Annotated in this window: 12 protein-coding genes and 3 tRNA genes; 5 read left to right on the top strand and 10 right to left on the bottom strand. The window is 36.0% G+C overall.

Translation table 11 applies throughout. The features are described from left to right. Position 1: 1 nt before the first annotated feature. Together ACXX8U_RS04535 and ACXX8U_RS04530 are read left to right on the top strand one after the other, a co-directional pair. Positions 2–1189, top strand: coding sequence for a THUMP-like domain-containing protein (locus ACXX8U_RS04535; protein ID WP_458564801.1), 1188 nt, complete (start codon positions 2–4; stop codon positions 1187–1189). Further along, complete coding sequence (locus tag ACXX8U_RS04530) at positions 1186–1752, top strand: hypothetical protein (RefSeq protein WP_458564800.1); 567 nt, start codon at positions 1186–1188, stop codon at positions 1750–1752. Before ACXX8U_RS04535 ends, ACXX8U_RS04530 begins: the two co-directional genes overlap by 4 nt. 1 nt (position 1753) lies before the next feature. Here ACXX8U_RS04530 and ACXX8U_RS04525 read toward each other — a convergent pair whose 3' ends face one another. The 5 genes from ACXX8U_RS04525 to ACXX8U_RS04505 all read right to left on the bottom strand — a co-directional run bounded on the left by ACXX8U_RS04525 (position 1754) and on the right by ACXX8U_RS04505 (position 3880). Beyond that, the gene (locus ACXX8U_RS04525) at positions 1754–2401 is read right to left on the bottom strand and encodes a M15 family metallopeptidase (protein ID WP_458564799.1); all 648 of its coding nucleotides are present in this window, start codon (positions 2399–2401) and stop codon (positions 1754–1756) included. 173 nt (positions 2402–2574) lie between these two features. Next, positions 2575–3279, bottom strand: coding sequence for a DUF4328 domain-containing protein (locus ACXX8U_RS04520; protein ID WP_458564798.1), 705 nt, complete (start codon positions 3277–3279; stop codon positions 2575–2577). A 320-nt stretch (positions 3280–3599) separates the two neighbouring features. Continuing rightward, positions 3600–3673 (bottom strand) — tRNA-Arg (locus tag ACXX8U_RS04515). 30 nt (positions 3674–3703) lie between these two features. Further along, a tRNA-Pro gene (locus tag ACXX8U_RS04510) sits at positions 3704–3778 on the bottom strand. 18 nt (positions 3779–3796) lie between these two features. Beyond that, positions 3797–3880 (bottom strand) — tRNA-Ser (locus ACXX8U_RS04505). 228 nt (positions 3881–4108) lie between these two features. Between ACXX8U_RS04505 and ACXX8U_RS04500 the strand changes: the two genes are divergently transcribed. Together ACXX8U_RS04500 and ACXX8U_RS04495 are read left to right on the top strand one after the other, a co-directional pair. Beyond that, a complete protein-coding gene (locus ACXX8U_RS04500) occupies positions 4109–5287 on the top strand; it encodes an acetyl-CoA C-acyltransferase (RefSeq protein WP_166135294.1) in 1179 nt (392 codons plus the stop codon). A gap of 71 nt (positions 5288–5358) precedes the next feature. Then, entirely contained in the window at positions 5359–6120 is a 762-nt protein-coding gene (locus ACXX8U_RS04495; RefSeq protein WP_458564797.1) for a C40 family peptidase, read from the top strand. A gap of 3 nt (positions 6121–6123) precedes the next feature. On the opposite strand, the gene ACXX8U_RS04490 is transcribed toward ACXX8U_RS04495, so the two are convergent. The 5 genes from ACXX8U_RS04490 to corA all read right to left on the bottom strand — a co-directional run bounded on the left by ACXX8U_RS04490 (position 6124) and on the right by corA (position 14231). Further along, positions 6124–7506 carry a M28 family peptidase gene (locus ACXX8U_RS04490; protein WP_458564796.1) on the bottom strand — a complete coding sequence of 461 codons (1383 nt, stop codon included), beginning with the start codon at positions 7504–7506 and terminating at the stop codon, positions 6124–6126. A gap of 129 nt (positions 7507–7635) precedes the next feature. Continuing rightward, a complete protein-coding gene (locus ACXX8U_RS04485; RefSeq protein ID WP_458564795.1) occupies positions 7636–9732 on the bottom strand; it encodes a glycoside hydrolase family 97 protein in 2097 nt (698 codons plus the stop codon). 12 nt (positions 9733–9744) lie between these two features. Further along, positions 9745–10944: an acetate/propionate family kinase gene (locus ACXX8U_RS04480; protein WP_458564794.1), complete on the bottom strand. Its 1200-nt coding sequence runs from the start codon at positions 10942–10944 to the stop codon at positions 9745–9747. Between the two features lie 75 nt (positions 10945–11019). Next, positions 11020–13113 (bottom strand): phosphate acetyltransferase, encoded by a 2094-nt coding sequence (gene pta / locus ACXX8U_RS04475; protein ID WP_458564793.1) that lies wholly within the window; start codon positions 13111–13113, stop codon positions 11020–11022. Positions 13114–13160: 47 nt separating this feature from the next. Continuing rightward, entirely contained in the window at positions 13161–14231 is a 1071-nt protein-coding gene (gene corA, locus ACXX8U_RS04470) for a magnesium/cobalt transporter CorA (protein ID WP_458564792.1), read from the bottom strand. Positions 14232–14569: 338 nt separating this feature from the next. On the opposite strand from corA, the gene ACXX8U_RS04465 reads away from it, so the two are divergent. Next, entirely contained in the window at positions 14570–17104 is a 2535-nt protein-coding gene (locus ACXX8U_RS04465) for a zinc-dependent metalloprotease (RefSeq protein WP_458564791.1), read from the top strand. Positions 17105–17287 lie beyond the last annotated feature (183 nt).

Below are 17287 nucleotides of genomic sequence, written 5' to 3'. Positions count from 1 at the left end.
CGTGAACAAAGCTTTATTGAATCCGGAGATTCAAGACTACATCAATACCAATATTGGGCAAAATATATCCACATTGGCTTTACAAAAAAATCCATTTCCAGATGTGAATTGGATGGATATCTTAAAGCAAATTGAAGCTAAAACCAAGGCGAAAGAAAAACTACCTACTTGGTTCGCTCAAAAAAATATTATTTATCCGAGTAAAATTTCAGTAGAACAAACATCATCAGAGAAAACCGCTCAATACAAAGCATCATTGATTAAAGGTGAATCATTAATTGATTTAACAGGAGGTTTTGGGGTAGACGATTTTTATTTTGCTAAAACAATTCATGAACTAGCGCATTGCGAGATGAATACCGATTTATCAGCAATTGTACAACATAATTACACCCAACTTAATGTATCCAACATTAAAACTTATGTAGGCGACAGCCTGGGTACTTTGCAACAACTCAACCAAAAATGGGATTGGATTTACATAGATCCTTCTCGCCGAAGTGACTTCAAAGGAAAAGTGTTTCTGCTCAAAGATTGCTTGCCCAATGTACCCGAAAATCTAAATATCTATTTCAATTACTCGAAAAACATACTCATAAAAACAGCTCCTTTATTAGATTTAACTGCAGGATTAGCAGAGCTTAGCTTTGTAAAAACCATTCACATTATCGCAGTAGAAAACGAGGTAAAAGAATTGCTTTGGGAAATTGAACAAAATTACTTGGAAAAACCGCGCGTAAAAACTGTGAATTTGAGACAAAATCAAATTGACACTTTTGAATACGATTGGAATGGAGAAACAAGTCCCGTAAGTCTTTCTGCACCATTACGATACTTGTACGAGCCCAACAGCGCCATTATGAAATCAGGAGGATTTGATGCAGTAGCGCAGCAGTACCAGCTACAAAAATTACAAAAACATTCGCACCTTTACACCTTGGATGAACTAGTACCATTTCCTGGTCGGATTTTTGAAATTCAAGATAAATTTGAATATTCTAAACCAAACATGAAAAAATATCTGGAAAACCAAAAAATCAACATTACCACTCGTAATTTCCCTGAAACTGTAGCAGAGATTCGCAAAAAATGGAAAATAAAAGAGGGCGGTTCTAACTATTGTTTTTTCTCAACCGACTCAAATAATCGCAAAATTGTATTAATTTGCGCCAAAATCGAACATTTATGAAACTTCTTTTTACACTAGCTTTTGTCCTTTCTACAATCTCATTCTACGCACAAAAAAACTGTGAATACAGTGCAAATGTCACTGATTCTATAGGAACGTACAAATCAACTAAAGAATATTTAATAACCGAGAAAAACTTTGGTGGTAACTCTGACTACTTTTTCTTTTCTTTGGCCTTGACCGATAATATTCCAACTTTGACTTTACAACAAGTTCAAAAAAGTAAAGACTTTTTAAAAGTAAATTGCTTTGACAAAAACTCTAAATTGTATTTGCAATTAGCAAGTGGAAAAATCATTACCTTACATCATATCGATCAAGAAAACTGTGGAACATTAATTCGTGACGAAAAAGGATTTGACAACCGTGTCAATTCAGGTACATTTTTTATTATCAGAAATGATTTTGAAGATTTAAAAAGCTCTCCGGTTACTATGATTCGAATTAAATACTTAACAAGTACCGAGGATTATGTTCTTAAAAAAGAGTTTACTTCCGAACTTACTTCACAAGTTTATTATCCAGAAAGTTATTTCATCAATAACATAAAATGCATCGAATAAATTAGTCACATATCCATTTAATATTTGAAACCGGATCCTTTAAACCTACTTTTAAATTATAATGCCACCACTCTAATTCGAATGCATTAAATCCGTTGCGCGTCATAATTGATTTGAGCAAGTTTCTGTTCTTTTTCACTTGTTTTGAAACGCCTTTGTAGCTGTGCGCTGCTTCTTTGCCAAAATGGTCAAAAGCAGTTCCCAGATCTAAATAGCTACCATTGGCAGTCACCAATGTAATATCAATAGCACCACCGCGGTTATGAATAGAACCTTTTACTGGGTTAGCTACATATTTTGAATTTGGAACTATTACCCACATTTTTTTTTGAATATCTAATGGTCGGTAGCAATCGTACAATTTTATTTTATACCCCTTTTTAATAAATTGCTCATTGGCTTTTATTAGTGCCTTTACCGTTTTTAGTCGCAAATAGCACGAGGCACAATCATACACTTGTTGTTTTAAGAAATTATCTGCGGTGGCATACTTCATATCGTAAACAAAATCATCGCTGTACGCTTTTAAATCTACAAAAGTAGAATCAGTAATAAGTGTTGTATTTTTCTCTTTATTCTGCCCTAAACTTAGTTGAAAAACTAATATCCATAAACTGACAAGCCAAAATTTAAAAGTAAACGACGCCATATAATTATTTTAAGAATATTTATTTTTATGACGCCAAGGTACAAAACAAAAGCAACCAAAAAAAAACACTTTAAGCCTTAGTTTACCCAAAGTGTTTATGAATTTCAATTTAATCCCAGTAAAGCTAGAACGCTACTCTTAAAACTTATTTTGCCGCTATAAGATTTAACAACTTATGTTAAACCATTGGAAAAATTAGCTTCGAGATTTGGTGTTTCTGTTGTAGCGCTTATTTTAAAAAGTTGTCGCTCTAAAATTGAATAATCCTTAATTACTTTAATCGCAATGATTGCAAGTGGAATACCTAAAACATGCCCCACCATGCTGATAATTGTAGCATTTGACAATTCATCAAGTGATACCGCGTCATTAGAATATCGAAATACAAATTGTCCAAATATACTATTAACAATCCAAAGTCCCCACCACCAACCGATGTGATTAACCGTGAAATTTGCTGGAGTATTCAATCCATTTTTTTCAATCAGCACATGAGTTTCATTATACAATTCCTTCATTATCTGATAAGGTCTTGATAAGTTAATAATGGGAACAAACCAGCTACCTGCGGCCCAACCTTCTGTGAATGAAAGTTCTTCAGCTCTCAAATGCAAATTATAATAAGCTCTCCTAAACCATTGAATAAAAGTAACTGCAGAGGTAAGTAAGACAATCAAATTAATAACGGCAATTACTTGCTCTCTTAAATCATTGGCATTGGCTGCTTCTGGAGAAATTCCTCCACCGTTTATTGCAATAGCGATTAACTCAAATTGAACAAAGCCAGAAATTAAAGAAATCACCTCCACTGCTAATGCAATCCATATTAAAGTAATCGCGTTTTTTGCTCTTTGTTTGTTTGGTCTTAATATTTCCATTGATTATTTGTAAAGAAGTACAACTGTGTTACTTTCAATTATTATTTTCTGTTTTTTTTTTAAGTTTAAAAAGTAACTCTCGTTGGTGGCAAATGTAGGAATTATAAAGTAAAAAAAGGCAAAAAACGCAATATTCCAAGTAGGATTTGTTGTAAAAGGAACGAATTCGAAATTTAGAACGTCCGGTTTATAAAACCGGGATTTTTTATACTTTGAACAAATTTATTTTGGAAGAAAGTACTTTTTTTCTTTTAACGTTTTGAAAACACCTTGGGATAAACATATTAAAAACAAAAAACCCACCAAATTGGTGGGTTCTGTGAAGGCAGAAGGATTCGAACCTTCGACCGCCTGCTTAGAAGGCAGGTGCTCTATCCAGCTGAGCTATGCCTCCATTTTAAAAATCTAATTCGACTTTTAAAAGTCGGGGTGGCAGGATTCGAACCTGCGGCCTCCTGCTCCCAAAGCAGGCGCGATAACCGAGCTACGCTACACCCCGAAAAACAAAATTAAAAAGCGGAGGGACAGGGACTCGAACCCTGGCACCGATCACTCGATGACAGTTTAGCAAACTGCTCCATTACCACTCTGGCACCCCTCCAAGCTCAAGAAAACGTGTTCTGTTTTGCGGTTGCAAATTTAAGACATCTTCAGACTTCTCGCAACTATTTTGCGACTTTTTTTTATATTTTTTTTAATAAAAGTCAAAAAAGCTTCACAATCAAAGATATAGAATAAAAAATATTTTTAAACTGATAAAGCATTTTCCAAAATATGAAATTACTTAAAAAAGAGTAAATTTGCTTCATAAACTAACATTATGAAAGTCATGAACAAAAGAGTTGTTATCGTTTCTGCCGTTAGAACACCTATCGGAAGTTTTATGGGGGGATTATCTACTGTCACCGCACCACAATTAGGTGCAGCTGCCATTAAAGGCGCTTTAGACAAAATACAATTAAACCCTAATTTAATTGATGAAGTATACATGGGCCAAGTCGTACAGGCTGGAGCAGGACAAGCACCTGCAAGACAAGCAGCACTTTTTGCTGGATTGCCTCACCACGTAGCTTGTACCACTGTAAACAAAGTATGTGCCTCTGGTATGAAAGCTGTAATGCTTGGCGCGCAAGCTATTCAATGCGGCGATGCTGAAATTGTAGTAGCTGGTGGAATGGAAAATATGAGTTTGATTCCGCATTACATGAACCTACGTACAGGAACTAAATTTGGCCCTACTACTATGGTTGATGGAATGCAAAAAGACGGATTACAGGACGCTTACGATAACAGTGCGATGGGAGTTTGCGCTGATTTATGTGCTACTGAATACGGATTTTCACGCGAAGACCAAGACGCATTTGCAATTCAATCGTACGAGCGTAGTGCTGCTGCATGGAACGCAGGTAAATTTGATAATGAAGTAGTTCCTGTTGCTGTTCCTCAGCGCAAAGGCGACCCGATCATGGTTACTAAAGACGAAGAGTACAGCAATGTAAAACTAGATAAAATTCCAACTTTAAGTGCTGTTTTCACAAAAGGAGGAACAGTTACTGCTGCTAACGCATCAACAATTAATGACGGAGCTGCTGCAGTAATCTTAATGAGCGAAGAAAAAGCAATCGAATTAGGCTTGAAACCATTAGCTTTTATTAAAGGGTATGCCGATGCGGAGCAAGAACCAAAATGGTTCACGACAACACCTGCAAAAGCAGTTCCAAAAGCTTTAGCAAAAGCAGGAATCACATTAGACGATGTTGACTTTTTTGAGTTTAACGAAGCGTTTTCTGTAGTAGGCTTGGCTAACTCTAAAATTCTTGGATTAGACGGATCTAAAGTGAACGTAAATGGTGGTGCAGTATCATTAGGTCACCCTCTAGGGTGTTCTGGTGTTCGTATCATTGTTACTTTGCTTAATGTATTGGAGCAAAATGATGCCAAAATTGGTACTGCTGCAATTTGTAATGGTGGCGGTGGCGCATCTGCAATTGTTGTAGAAAGAATATAATTTTTTTATCAGTTATGAGTTGTATCAAGTGGTACAGCTCATAACTTTTTTAACAATAAATCAAAACCTTCATGTTCGGAATTTGTAATTTAGCCATGATCCCGCTTCGTGCAGAAGCTAGCGACCGCAGTGAAATTGTATCGCAAGTATTATTTGGAGAGCATTTTACTGTAGTAGAACAATCCAAACAATGGTACAAAATTAAATTACAATACGACAATTACGAAGGATGGATTGATGGCAAGCAATGCCAACTGATTTCCTCTGAAAGTTACAAGCAGCTTAGTAATGAGGCCATCGTTCTCAATGCAGACTTAATTGATTACATTACAGCGCCGTCTAATTTTATGTTGCCTATTCCTCTGGGAGCGTCGCTTTCCTTTTTGCACCATCCTGAAATTAACAGTACGCAATTTGAATTCGAAGGCACTAAAACTAGTGGTAAAAAAGAAAAATTCAACCTCATCAACACAGCATTACTTTATTTGAATGCTCCTTATTTATGGGGCGGAAAAACACCTTTTGGTATTGATTGTTCTGGTTTTACACAAATGGTGTATAAATTAAATGGTCATTCACTTTTACGAGACGCATCGCAACAAGCAACTCAGGGTGAAGCGCTAAGTTTTATTGAAGAAAGTGAGCCGGGAGATTTGGCTTTTTTTGACAATGAAGAAGGTAGTATTATTCATGTCGGTATTATCATGGCTGATAACTACATCATTCACGCTAGCGGTAGAGTGCGTATTGACAGACTCGATCATTTAGGTATTTTTAATGCCGAAACTAACAAACACACTCATAAGCTACGTGTAATAAAAAAAATAATTTAAACGCTATTGAGTTACAATTCCGTTTTGGTCAACTAAATACAGTAGCGAAGCCATAGCAGCAGCTCCTAATTCAAGCTCCCTTTTATTGACAGCATCAAACGTATCATTAGCTGCATGATGATGGTCAAAATAACGTTGCGAATCAGGTTGTAAACCCACTTTTACAATTTTCTTGGATTGCAACGGTCCGATATCAACTCCAGAACTTCCTTTTACAAATTTGTGAATCAAATACGGTTCAAATAAAGTACCCCAATTTTTGATTTGGTTAAAATTAGCGTCATCTCCATCAATTGAGAAACCTCTTGGCGAAAAACCTCCCGCATCACTCTCTAGTGCAAAAATATGGTTCTCTCCTTTTTTAGCCGACTGATTTTCATACTCTTTACCACCACGAACGCCATTTTCCTCGTTCATAAACAATACCACTCGCAAAGTGTTTTTTGGCTTGTAACCAATGTTTTTGAAGATATTTAAAACTTCCATACTTTGTACACAACCCGCTCCATCATCGTGTGAACCATCGCCTAAGTCCCAAGAATCAAGGTGACCTCCTACTACCATAATTTTCTCTGGATGCTCAGTACCTATCATTTCTGCCACCACATTGTACGACAGTACATCATCAAAAGTTTGACACGATTGCTTTAGATAAAAAGTTGCATTGGGATTCGATTTTAAACTTTTGCTCAATAGTTCAGCACCATTGGTACTTATTGCAGCTGCAGGAATACGTTGGTCTTTACTAATATCACCATAATTAGTAGCGCCTGTATGAGGCAAATCATCCATACGCAAATTCATTGAGCGCACAATTACGGCCAAAGCACCTAATTTTCCGGCCTCTCTAGCTCCTGATGATCTTTGATCTACACAACCGCTGTAGGCTTTAAAAGTCTCCACAAATTCAGGATTCATAGGTCGGTTAAAAAACACGATTTTTCCTTTTACTTTTGCTTCACCTAAAGCAGTTAATTCTTCTAGGCTTTTTACTTCAATCACGCTAGCATTTAAACCTGATTTTGGAGTCGCAACCGATCCGCCTAAAGCACAAATAGGAAAAGTAATTTTTTGTTTTCCTAGCTGTAAATAACCTACTTCTTTTTCGCCTCTCACCCATTTTGGCACCATCACTTCTTGAAGGTACACTTTGTCAACTCCTAAAGTTTCTAACTGTGCTTTGGTGTATAAAACCGCTTTTTCGGCACCAATAGAGGCTGATAATCGAGAACCAATATTGTTAGATAAATGATCCAGCCAAGGATAACATTTTGCCTTGGTTAATGATGATTTGTAAATTTCTTTTAAGGTTAGCTCCGCAGTGGTTTGCGCTAAGAGCGGTAATGTGCCGCAGAAAAGTGCAGCCATAACAATTGATTTTTTCATAGTTTAAAAAAGTTATTACAAATGATTGTTTTTTTGTTCTAATATGCCAGCAATTTCGGCATTCTGTTTGGAATTTTTGCTTTCGCCAAAAAAAAACCTGCAAGAATTATACTCTTGCAGGTTTTGAAATTATGGAATTGGCTCAAAACTAACCGCTGTACCGCCACCTGCGGCCAAGATTAATTTTAGTTTTGATTTACTAGTGACCGTCATTGTTTTTATTTGATATGCAATTGGATTGTTTTTCCAGTGTGCGTTGGCTGCATCGGCATATACAGTTGCTTTGTACTTTTTACCGGGAGTAAGAAAATCCAATTTCACTTCTGAAGATTTTGCATTTTCATCCGTGATTGCTCCTAAAAACCATGTTTCTTTTCCTTTTGTTTTTCGGGCAACGGTAACATAATCTCCCGGTTCAGCTTCTAAATATATACTTTCATCCCAATCTGTTTCCACATCTTTGATAAACTGAAAAGCATCTGGATATTTCTCGTAATTCTCAAGCAAGTCAGCTGCCATTTGCAGCGGCGAATACATCGTAACATACAGAGCCAATTGTTTAGCAAGAGTAGTATGCACTTGTTCTGTTTTGTTTTTGTCGTAATAGCTCATTTTTACTTCAAAAATTCCCGGCGTATAATCCATTGGGCCACCCAATTGTCTGGTAAATGGCAAAATAGTTTCGTGTGCAGGCGGGTTTCCTACGCTCCAAGCATTGAATTCGTTACCGCGAGCCGCTTCGGCAGCAATATAGTTCGGATACGTTCTACCCACACCAGTTGGTCGAGAAGATTCGTGAGAGTTGATCATAATTTTATAATCAGCAGCGCGCTTTGCAACGAAATTAAAATGGTTTACCATCGATTGCCCGTCATGAAATTCACCACGCGGAATAATTCTGCCTACATAGCCCGATTTTACTGCTGGATAATCGTATTTTTTCATCAAATCAAAAGCGCGATCCAGGTGTCTTTCATAATTCCCTACCGATCCCGATGTTTCATGATGCATAATCATTTTGACGTTCTTTTCTTTGGCGTATGCCGAAAGCGCTGCAATATCAAAATCAGGATACGGCGTTGTAAAGTCAAAAACTTCCTCTTTCCAGTTGCCATTCCAATCTTCCCAACCTACATTCCAACCTTCAACCAAAACGCCATCAAAACCATTTTTAGCAGCAAAATCGATGTATCGTTTCATATTTTCGGTTGTTGCACCATGTTTTCCTGAGGCTTTTGGAGCATCGGCAAAATTAGTAGCATTTTGAGATCCTGCATAATCCCAAGTTGATTTTCCTACGTGCATTTCCCACCAAATACCAACATATTTCATCGGTTTTATCCAAGAAGTATCTTCAATTTTTGACGGTTCATTGAGGTTCAAAATCATTTTAGAAGCCACAATATCTCTGGCATCATCACTAATCATGATAGTTCTCCAAGGCGAAACACAAGGCGTTTGCAAATAAGCTTTGTCACCAATAGCATTCGGAACTAATTCGGCTTTTAATTTATAATTTGTCACATCGGCATTCAAATGCATTACGGGATAATTAACCACCGCTGCTTCAAAAATATTCAGATACAAACCAGATGGTGCTTTCATCATCAATGGCGTTTGAACGGTATATTTTCCGGGAATCGATTTTACTCCAATACCGTTGTTCATATTGATTTTGGAATTATCAATTTCAGAAAATTTCGTTTCGTTGTATTCATATTCATTACTATCAAAATCACCCGGAATCCAAAATACTTTGTTGTTTTCGGTTAGATTAAATTGAGTAAGCTCATCAGAAATGATGAAATAATTCAGCTCTGCTTGTTTTGGAAAATCATATCTAAAAGCGACACCTTCATCAAAAACTCTAAAAATGATATTCATTTTCACTTTCGTTTCCTTGTTGATGAGCGAAAGAGTAAGTTCATTATAGTGATTTTTAATACTCGACTGCTCTCCTAAAACGGGCTTCCATGATTCGTTGAAACTGGAAGTTTTTGAATCCAGAATATCAAAATTTGAGTCTAAAGCTGGTTTATCTTTTAATTTGATTCCTAGAGCGCTTTCTAAAACCACTGGCTTATTATTGTAATTCACAGAGTAGCTTGGTTGCCCTTTGGCAGCTAGTTTAAAATTTACAGCAATTTTACCCGACGGTGATTGAATGCTTTGAGCAACAGCAAGATTAACAAAGACCAGTAGGGAAATAAGGATTACTTTTTTCATTTTTTTGTAAATTTATTTGTTTAGCAATTCAAAAACTTGTTTGGCAATTTCAACTTCTTCATTGGTTGGAATCACTAAAATTTTTGTTTTTGAATCGGCTGTATTGATTTCGCGAATCTCTTTGGATCGAATTTCATTTTTGGATGCATCTAGTTGTAACCCGAAATAATCCATGTCGGTACACACTAAATTCCTAATGTATGATGAATTTTCTCCGATTCCGGCGGTAAACACAATAGCATCTAATCCGTTTAAAACCGCAGCATAAGAACCTATGTATTTCTTGATACGGTAGGCATTCATGGCCAAAGCCAATTGACAATCAACATCGCCTCTTTCTGCTCTTGATTCAATATCTCTTAAATCACTGTAACCCGTAAGTCCTAACATGCCGCTCTGTTTTTGAAGCATGGTATTTACGGCATCGAGAGAATATCCTAAAGTATTCACCAAATAAAAAATAACTGATTGATCGACATCACCGCTACGAGTACCCATAATTAATCCGTTCATCGGACCAAAACCTAAGGTATGATCGATACTTTTTCCGTCTTTAATAGCAGTCATGCTGCAACCATTACCAAGATGAATGGTAATAATTTTTGAACCTAACAAATTTGTATTTTGTTTTAAATACTCAATTGCTTTTTGTGAAACATACTTGTGACTGGTACCATGAAAACCATATAATCTAATTTTACTATCGGTAAAAAGATGTTTAGGAATAGGATATTGATGCGCTACCACTGGAATCGTTTGGTGGAAAGCAGTGTCAAAAACAGCAATTTGTTGTGCCGATTTAAAGATTTCTTCAGCAACAGCTATTCCCTCTAAATTAGCTGGATTGTGCAATGGAGCCAAATCAAAAAGTTGTTTTATTTTTTCTTTGACCTCGTCTGTAATTTGCACGGTGTCGGTAAAATCGCTTCCGCCATGAACCACACGATGTCCTACGGCTTGAATTTCGTCAGTACTTTTGATTACTCCTATTTTTTCATCCATCAACAAATTGGCAATTTTCTCTAAACCAACTTTATGATTGGGAATAGAAAGTGTTTCCTCTAATTTGGTAAAACTTGTTACGTAAGTTAAATTAGAACCTTCGAGTCCAATTCGGTCAATCATCCCAGAACAAATCACTTCGCTAGAGGGCATGTCAAGTAATTGATATTTTATCGATGAACTTCCTGAATTTATTATTACTATTTTCATTTAATTTTTATTTTTTTATGGTTCTAAGGTTCAAAGGCACTAAGGCGCTTAGTTACTTAGAACCTTAGTACCTTTTTATAATCCTTGCGCTTGAATAGCCGTAATCACGACAGTATTAATGATATCATCAACCGTACAGCCGCGACTTAAATCATTAACCGGTTTATTCAATCCTTGCAACATCGGGCCAATAGCCAACGCTCCGGTTTCTCTTTGTACAGCTTTATAGGTATTATTCCCAGTGTTCAAATCCGGAAAAATGAGTACGCTCGCTTGACCTGCTACTTCAGAATTGGGTAATTTACTTTGCCCAACAGCCATATCAACGGCAGCATCATATTGTATAGGACCTTCAATTTTTAAATCAGGACGTTTTTGGCGAACAATCTCCGTAGCCGTGCGAACTTTATCGACCTCATCACCTTTTCCAGAAGCTCCAGATGAGTAAGAAAGCATAGCGATTTTTGGTTCAATACCAAAAGCCAAACTTGAATCGGCAGAAGAAATAGCTATTTCAGCTAATTGCTCTGCTGTAGGATTCGGATTAATGGCACAGTCTCCAAATACAGAAACTCGATCCTCTAAACACATAAAAAATACTGATGAAACCACTGACGAATTGGGTTTGGTTTTAATAAACTGCAAAGCCGGTAAAATGGTATGTTGAGTGGTATGTGCCGCGCCAGAAACCATTCCGTCAGCGTGACCTTTGTATACCATCATTGTCCCGAAATAGGAAACATCTTCCATTAAATCTTTGGCCATACCGATGGTTACATTCTTCGCTTTGCGCAATTCGTAATATGTATTGACATAATCATCGTAATGTTTAGATTCGATAGGATTTATGATTTCAACTTTATCAAAATCAAAATACAAACCTAATTCTGCGACCTTACTTTCTATTTGTTTTTTATTACCAATAATCGAAATATCTACTACATCCATTTCGAGCAATCGAGATGCCGCCATCAAAATTCGATCGTCATTCCCTTCAGGCAAAACAATGTGTTTTCTATGTTGTCTGGCACGTTGAACCAAGTTGTATTGAAACATTTTAGGAGTCATTCCTTCAGGTTCAAAGGTGATTAACTTTTCGGAAAGCAAATCTACTTCGACAAACTTCTCAAATGTAGAAATTGAAAGTTCAATTTTCTGTTTGTTATTTGCGTAAATTTTAGATTTTATACTGCCAATTTTGTTGGTGATGTAGTACGTTCCCTCCTCCACGGCGATGATAGGTACAATGGTTGAAAGACCTTCAATCAGCTTTAAAATACTAATTTCAGGCAAAATATTTCCGGTAAGAACAATACCTGAAATCGATGGATAATTAGCCGATTCATTGGCTTGTAGGGCTCCCAAAATGATATCAGCACGATCGCCAGGAGTGATTACCAAACTATTATCCTTTAAATGCAATAAATAGTTACGAAGCTGCATGGCTCCAACGCTAAAATTACCAGTTTGATTATTCAAATGGGCTTCGCCGAACAATACTTTTGCACCTAATTCTTTTACAATTTCTTGAACGGTCGGGTTATTTAAATTGTATATCAACGGGATGGCATTGACCAAAATACCTTTTGGTAAATTTTTGGTGAGTCCGTTGGTTACTAATTCAATGTTCTCGGGTTGTACTTTATTGGCAATTACCGCAAGCACCTCGACATCTTTCACTTTGAAAGAATCGTAGGCTAAATATAAACTGTCAATTAACTCCTCGAGTGTTTTGCCTACACCAGAGCCTACAATCATGGTAGGAATTCCAAGATTTTTGGCAATGAGCACGTTCATATCCAATTCGATAACCGTGCCCTCACCTGTAAAACTGGTTCCTTCTACCAAAATAAAATCAAAACGTTGCTCTAGTTTTTTATACTTTTCGATAATCAAATCGAGAACTTCGCCTATTTTACCTTTGTTTTTCTTTTTAATCAATTTGCTTTTGGTAATAGCATAGGCGTCTGCAAAATCGATATCCAAACCAAAATGACCAATAACCGTTTCGATATGGTTGTCGAAACCACCTTCTTCAATATCCTCGATGATAGGTCTAAAATAACCTACTTTGGCAGTTTTTCCGATGAGCATACTCATTAAACCCAGCGTAATAATTGACTTACCGCTATTTTGCTCGCTTGTTGCTATGTAAATTGCTTTATTCATTTATTAGTTTTTAGGAACATATTAAATTTTTTTGTCAAGGAAAAATATCAAAACCATCGTCGTTTTTTGAAATACACGATCATACCAATTACTAGCAAAAACATGACCCCCATAACTATTGGGTAGCCGTAAGCACTTTTCAATTCGGGCATGTTTTCAAAATTCATTCCGTATACGCCTACAATAAACGTTAGCGGAATAAAAATTGAAGACACAATGGTCAACGTTTTCATAACTTCATTCATTTTGTGCGTTTGTGCCGAAAAAAAGAAATTAGAAGCACTTTCTAGCGTATCCATATCAGAATCAATTTGCTCCAAAAGCTCTAAACTTTTTTGATGCAAACGCGCAAAAAAACTAAAGGTATCGTCTTGAATTTCATTAAAAACAGTATCGTCTTTTATACTTTTAATTTCGTACAAAGAATCGCGAAGCGGAATAATTGATCGTTTCAAAAAATTAAAATTATCACGGTGTTTCTCAATGCGTTCTAAAATAACGGGATTCGGATTTTGCTTGGTCATATCAATCAGCTCCTCTACTTTATCCTCTTCGTTTTCGAGAGTGATGTAAAAATTTTCCATGATTGAGTCTAACAAAATATATAACAAATAATCGGCTTTACGAGTGCGTACCAAACCTGAATGGCTGCGAATGCGCTCCCTGATATGGATAAAGAAATCGCTTCTTTTTTCTTGAAAGGAAAGCAAAACATCTTTTTTTAGTAAAAAACTTATTTGCTCCACCTCAATAGTATCTGAACCTTCAGAAGGCAATAAAGACTTGATATTAAAAAACAAACAATCGTTAGTTTCTTCTAATTTCGTTCTTCGTACCGTATTCAAAATATCGGCTAACATAAAATTATCAATAGAAAAATAATCCCCAATTGCTTGCAGCCACTCCACATTATTTAAACCATGAATATTTAGCCAATTTACTTTATCATCAACTAAAAACTTATCCAAATGAATCAATTTAAATGCTTCATATTCGGCTAAATTCTTATCATCATATACAAAAAGTTGCAACTCAGATTTTATATTTTTATGACTACCGGTATATTCTAACACATAAGGTTGTAAACGTTTTCCTTTTTTATATTTAATTTTCCTCATGAAATCAGAACAGTTTAAAATTTATAACAAAAAGTATCGTCGTAGCGACCGAGAATAAAGATATTTACTACTCCTGCTTTTAACAAAAGTACTAAGAATTTTCAAGTGTTTTTTTGATGACTTAAAGTTTAACTACACATTCTTAAATTGCTTTACAATTGTTAATTAATGTTAATGTTTTACAAATGAAATTAGAAAACTGCATATTGTGAAAATATATCAATAGATTTGAAAATTAATGCTGAATTTATACCATATCCTTAGTATAATTCGGTAAAAAACTAATTATTAACCGTAAGATGTAGAATTACATGATTCAAAAAAAACTAACTCTATTGATGTTATGTCTATTATCTTTTTCAGCTACTGAGACATTTGCTCAAAGCAAAAAAAAGAAAAAGAACGACAAAACTGCTGTTGCTGTACCAATGGCTAAGCCAGCTGAAGGCAAAAAAGAACCTAAGCCTTACAAAAAAGTAATTGACTCAACTGCAGTCACACAAAAAGGCTTGATTGACGTTCACAAAGCGGACAACAAGTACCTATTTGAAATTCCAGATTCCCTTTTAGGAGGCGAAATTATGACTATCACCCGTTATTCAAAAACACCAGCAGGTGGAGGAATTTTTGGTGGAGAAGAAATCAACCGCCAAGTAATTCGTTTTGAAAAAGGACCAAACAACAACATTTTAATGCGTTCTGTAACGTACGTAATTATGTCTCCTGACCAAGACAAACCATTGGCGCAAGCGGTTAAAAATTCAACTGCTGACCCAATTATTGGAAACTTTGATGTTCTTGCTTACAAAAAAGACAATGACGGAAAAATAACTGGTTACGTAATTGATATGACCACTACTTTTGATGCGGATGTTCAAACATTCTCATTAGATCCGATCAAGAAACAATTATTAAACATCCAAACGTTTCAAAAAGATCGTTCTTACATTTCAAAAATCAGTAGTTTCCCAATCAACACTGAAATTAGAACTGTAAAAACTTTTACTACAACACCACCTAGGATTAGTACAACTCCTACTCCGCAAATCGGTGTCAATCTGCCTTCAGCTTTAGATGCGGGAGTTTTGACTGTAGAAATGAACACTTCTATGATTTTGCTTCCTAAAACACCAATGCGTAAAAGAGAATTTGATGCACGTGTAGGATATTTCGCAAATGAATACGGCGTTTTTGAAGAAGAATCTCAAAAATCAGATACTAAAACTTTTGCGGTGAGATGGCGTTTAGAGCCTAAATCTCCAGAGGATGCTGCCAAGCAAAAGAAAGGAGAGCTTATTGAGCCTTTAAAACCAATTGTGTACTACATTGACCCTGCTACTCCAGACAAATGGAAAAAATTCATCAAACAAGGTATTGATGATTGGCAAGTAGCGTTTGAAGCTGCTGGATGGAAAAATGCAATTCGCGGAGAATACTGGCCAGAAAATGATCCAACAATGAGTTTAGAAGATGCACGTTTCTCTGTATTGAGATACTTTGCAGCTGAAATTCAAAATGCTTACGGACCAAACGTTCACGATCCGAGAAGTGGTGAAATTTTAGAAAGTCACATTGGTTGGTACCATAACATCATGAGCTTATTGCGCAATTGGTACTTAATCCAAACAGCAGCAGTAGATCCTGCAGCAAGAAAAAAACAATTTGATGACAACTTGATGGGCGAATTGATTCGTTTTGTATCGTCTCATGAAGTAGGACATACTTTAGGATTACGTCACAACATGGGAGCTAGCTCTGCAACTCCTGTTGAAAAACTTAGAGATGCCGCTTACCAAGAGAAAAATGGCCACACTTCTTCTATCATGGATTATGCTCGTTTTAACTACGTAGCACAACCAGAAGATAATGTAAAACACTTGTTCCCTAGAATTGGTGATTACGACAAATGGGCTATCAAATGGGGTTATTCTTACTTTGAAGATGCTAAAACCGAAGCAGAAGAAAAAGCGGTATTGAATAACATGACTAAAGAAGCGTACAAAAACAACAGATTGTGGTTCGGTACAGAATCTAGTCCGTACGACCCAAGATATCAAACAGAAGATATTGGAGACAATGCCATGAGAGCTTCTGAATATGGTATTAAAAATTTGAAAAGAATTTTACCAAACCTTTTAACTTGGTCTAAAGAAGATGGCGAAAGCTATGCAGAATTAGATGAATTGTACGGTGCTTTAACGGGTCAGTTCAGAAGATATATGGGTCATGTAACTAAAAACGTAGGAGGTATTTACGACAATCCTAAAACTTATGACATGACAGGTAATCAATTTGAAGTGGTACCAAAAAGCATTCAAAAAGATGCTATTTCGTTCTTAAACACACAATTATTCAATACACCAAAATGGTTGTTAGATCAAAATGTACTTTCTAAAATTAATCCAGATAGTGGCGTTGAAGCAATCAAATCAATGCAAGATGCTACCTTGTCAAGTTTAATGGCAGGAGATCGTATGGTGCGTTTAATGGAAACATCTGTTGCAAGCAAAGACAATTATAGCGCAGATGAAATGGTAACAGACTTGAAAAAAGGAATTTTCTCAGAGTTGAAATCAAATGGTGCGATTGACATGTACCGTAGAAATATTCAAAAAATCTACGTTGACAAATTGATTGAGTTACTAAAACCAGGAACTACTATCGTTCGCTCTAATGTAGTTGGTGCTACTTATGGCTTCAATACAAGAAGAGTGAATTTAGCTCAAACTGATTTACCTTCTATAGCAAGAGGGCAATTAGTTGCTTTGAAAAACGAATTAAAAATCGCATCTGGTCAAATGACAGATCGTTTGAGTAAATACCATACTCAAGATTTAATTTCGAGAATTAGCGAAGCATTGGATCCGAAATAGTACAATTATAATTGTAAAATAGAAAGGGGAAATGAGCAATTCATTTCCCCTTTTTTTATGTCTAATACTAAACAAATAATCTTTCGCCTTTATTTAAAATACTAATAAGTCTTTTATCGGTAAGACTCCAGTACACAGTTAAATTTTAAAGTAAAACAATAACAAGGTATAATAAAAGATGTA

Source organism: Flavobacterium sp. GNP001, assembly GCF_054343775.1.
The sequence above is the reverse complement of the archived record's forward strand: the minus strand, read 5'-3'. Positions and strand labels throughout refer to the sequence as shown.

Excerpts from the sequence above, each read along its gene's own strand:
- ACXX8U_RS04530 (WP_458564800.1), top strand. The coding sequence starts at position 1,186 with ATGAAACTTCTTTTTACACTAGCTTTTGTCCTTTCTACAATCTCATTC.
- ACXX8U_RS04525 (WP_458564799.1), bottom strand. The coding sequence starts at position 2,401 with ATGGCGTCGTTTACTTTTAAATTTTGGCTTGTCAGTTTATGGATATTA.
- ACXX8U_RS04520 (WP_458564798.1), bottom strand. The coding sequence starts at position 3,279 with ATGGAAATATTAAGACCAAACAAACAAAGAGCAAAAAACGCGATTACT.
- ACXX8U_RS04500 (WP_166135294.1), top strand. The coding sequence starts at position 4,109 with ATGAACAAAAGAGTTGTTATCGTTTCTGCCGTTAGAACACCTATCGGA.
- ACXX8U_RS04495 (WP_458564797.1), top strand. The coding sequence starts at position 5,359 with ATGTTCGGAATTTGTAATTTAGCCATGATCCCGCTTCGTGCAGAAGCT.
- ACXX8U_RS04490 (WP_458564796.1), bottom strand. The coding sequence starts at position 7,506 with ATGAAAAAATCAATTGTTATGGCTGCACTTTTCTGCGGCACATTACCG.
- ACXX8U_RS04485 (WP_458564795.1), bottom strand. The coding sequence starts at position 9,732 with ATGAAAAAAGTAATCCTTATTTCCCTACTGGTCTTTGTTAATCTTGCT.
- ACXX8U_RS04480 (WP_458564794.1), bottom strand. The coding sequence starts at position 10,944 with ATGAAAATAGTAATAATAAATTCAGGAAGTTCATCGATAAAATATCAA.
- pta (WP_458564793.1), bottom strand. The coding sequence starts at position 13,113 with ATGAATAAAGCAATTTACATAGCAACAAGCGAGCAAAATAGCGGTAAG.
- corA (WP_458564792.1), bottom strand. The coding sequence starts at position 14,231 with ATGAGGAAAATTAAATATAAAAAAGGAAAACGTTTACAACCTTATGTG.
- ACXX8U_RS04465 (WP_458564791.1), top strand. The coding sequence starts at position 14,570 with ATGTTATGTCTATTATCTTTTTCAGCTACTGAGACATTTGCTCAAAGC.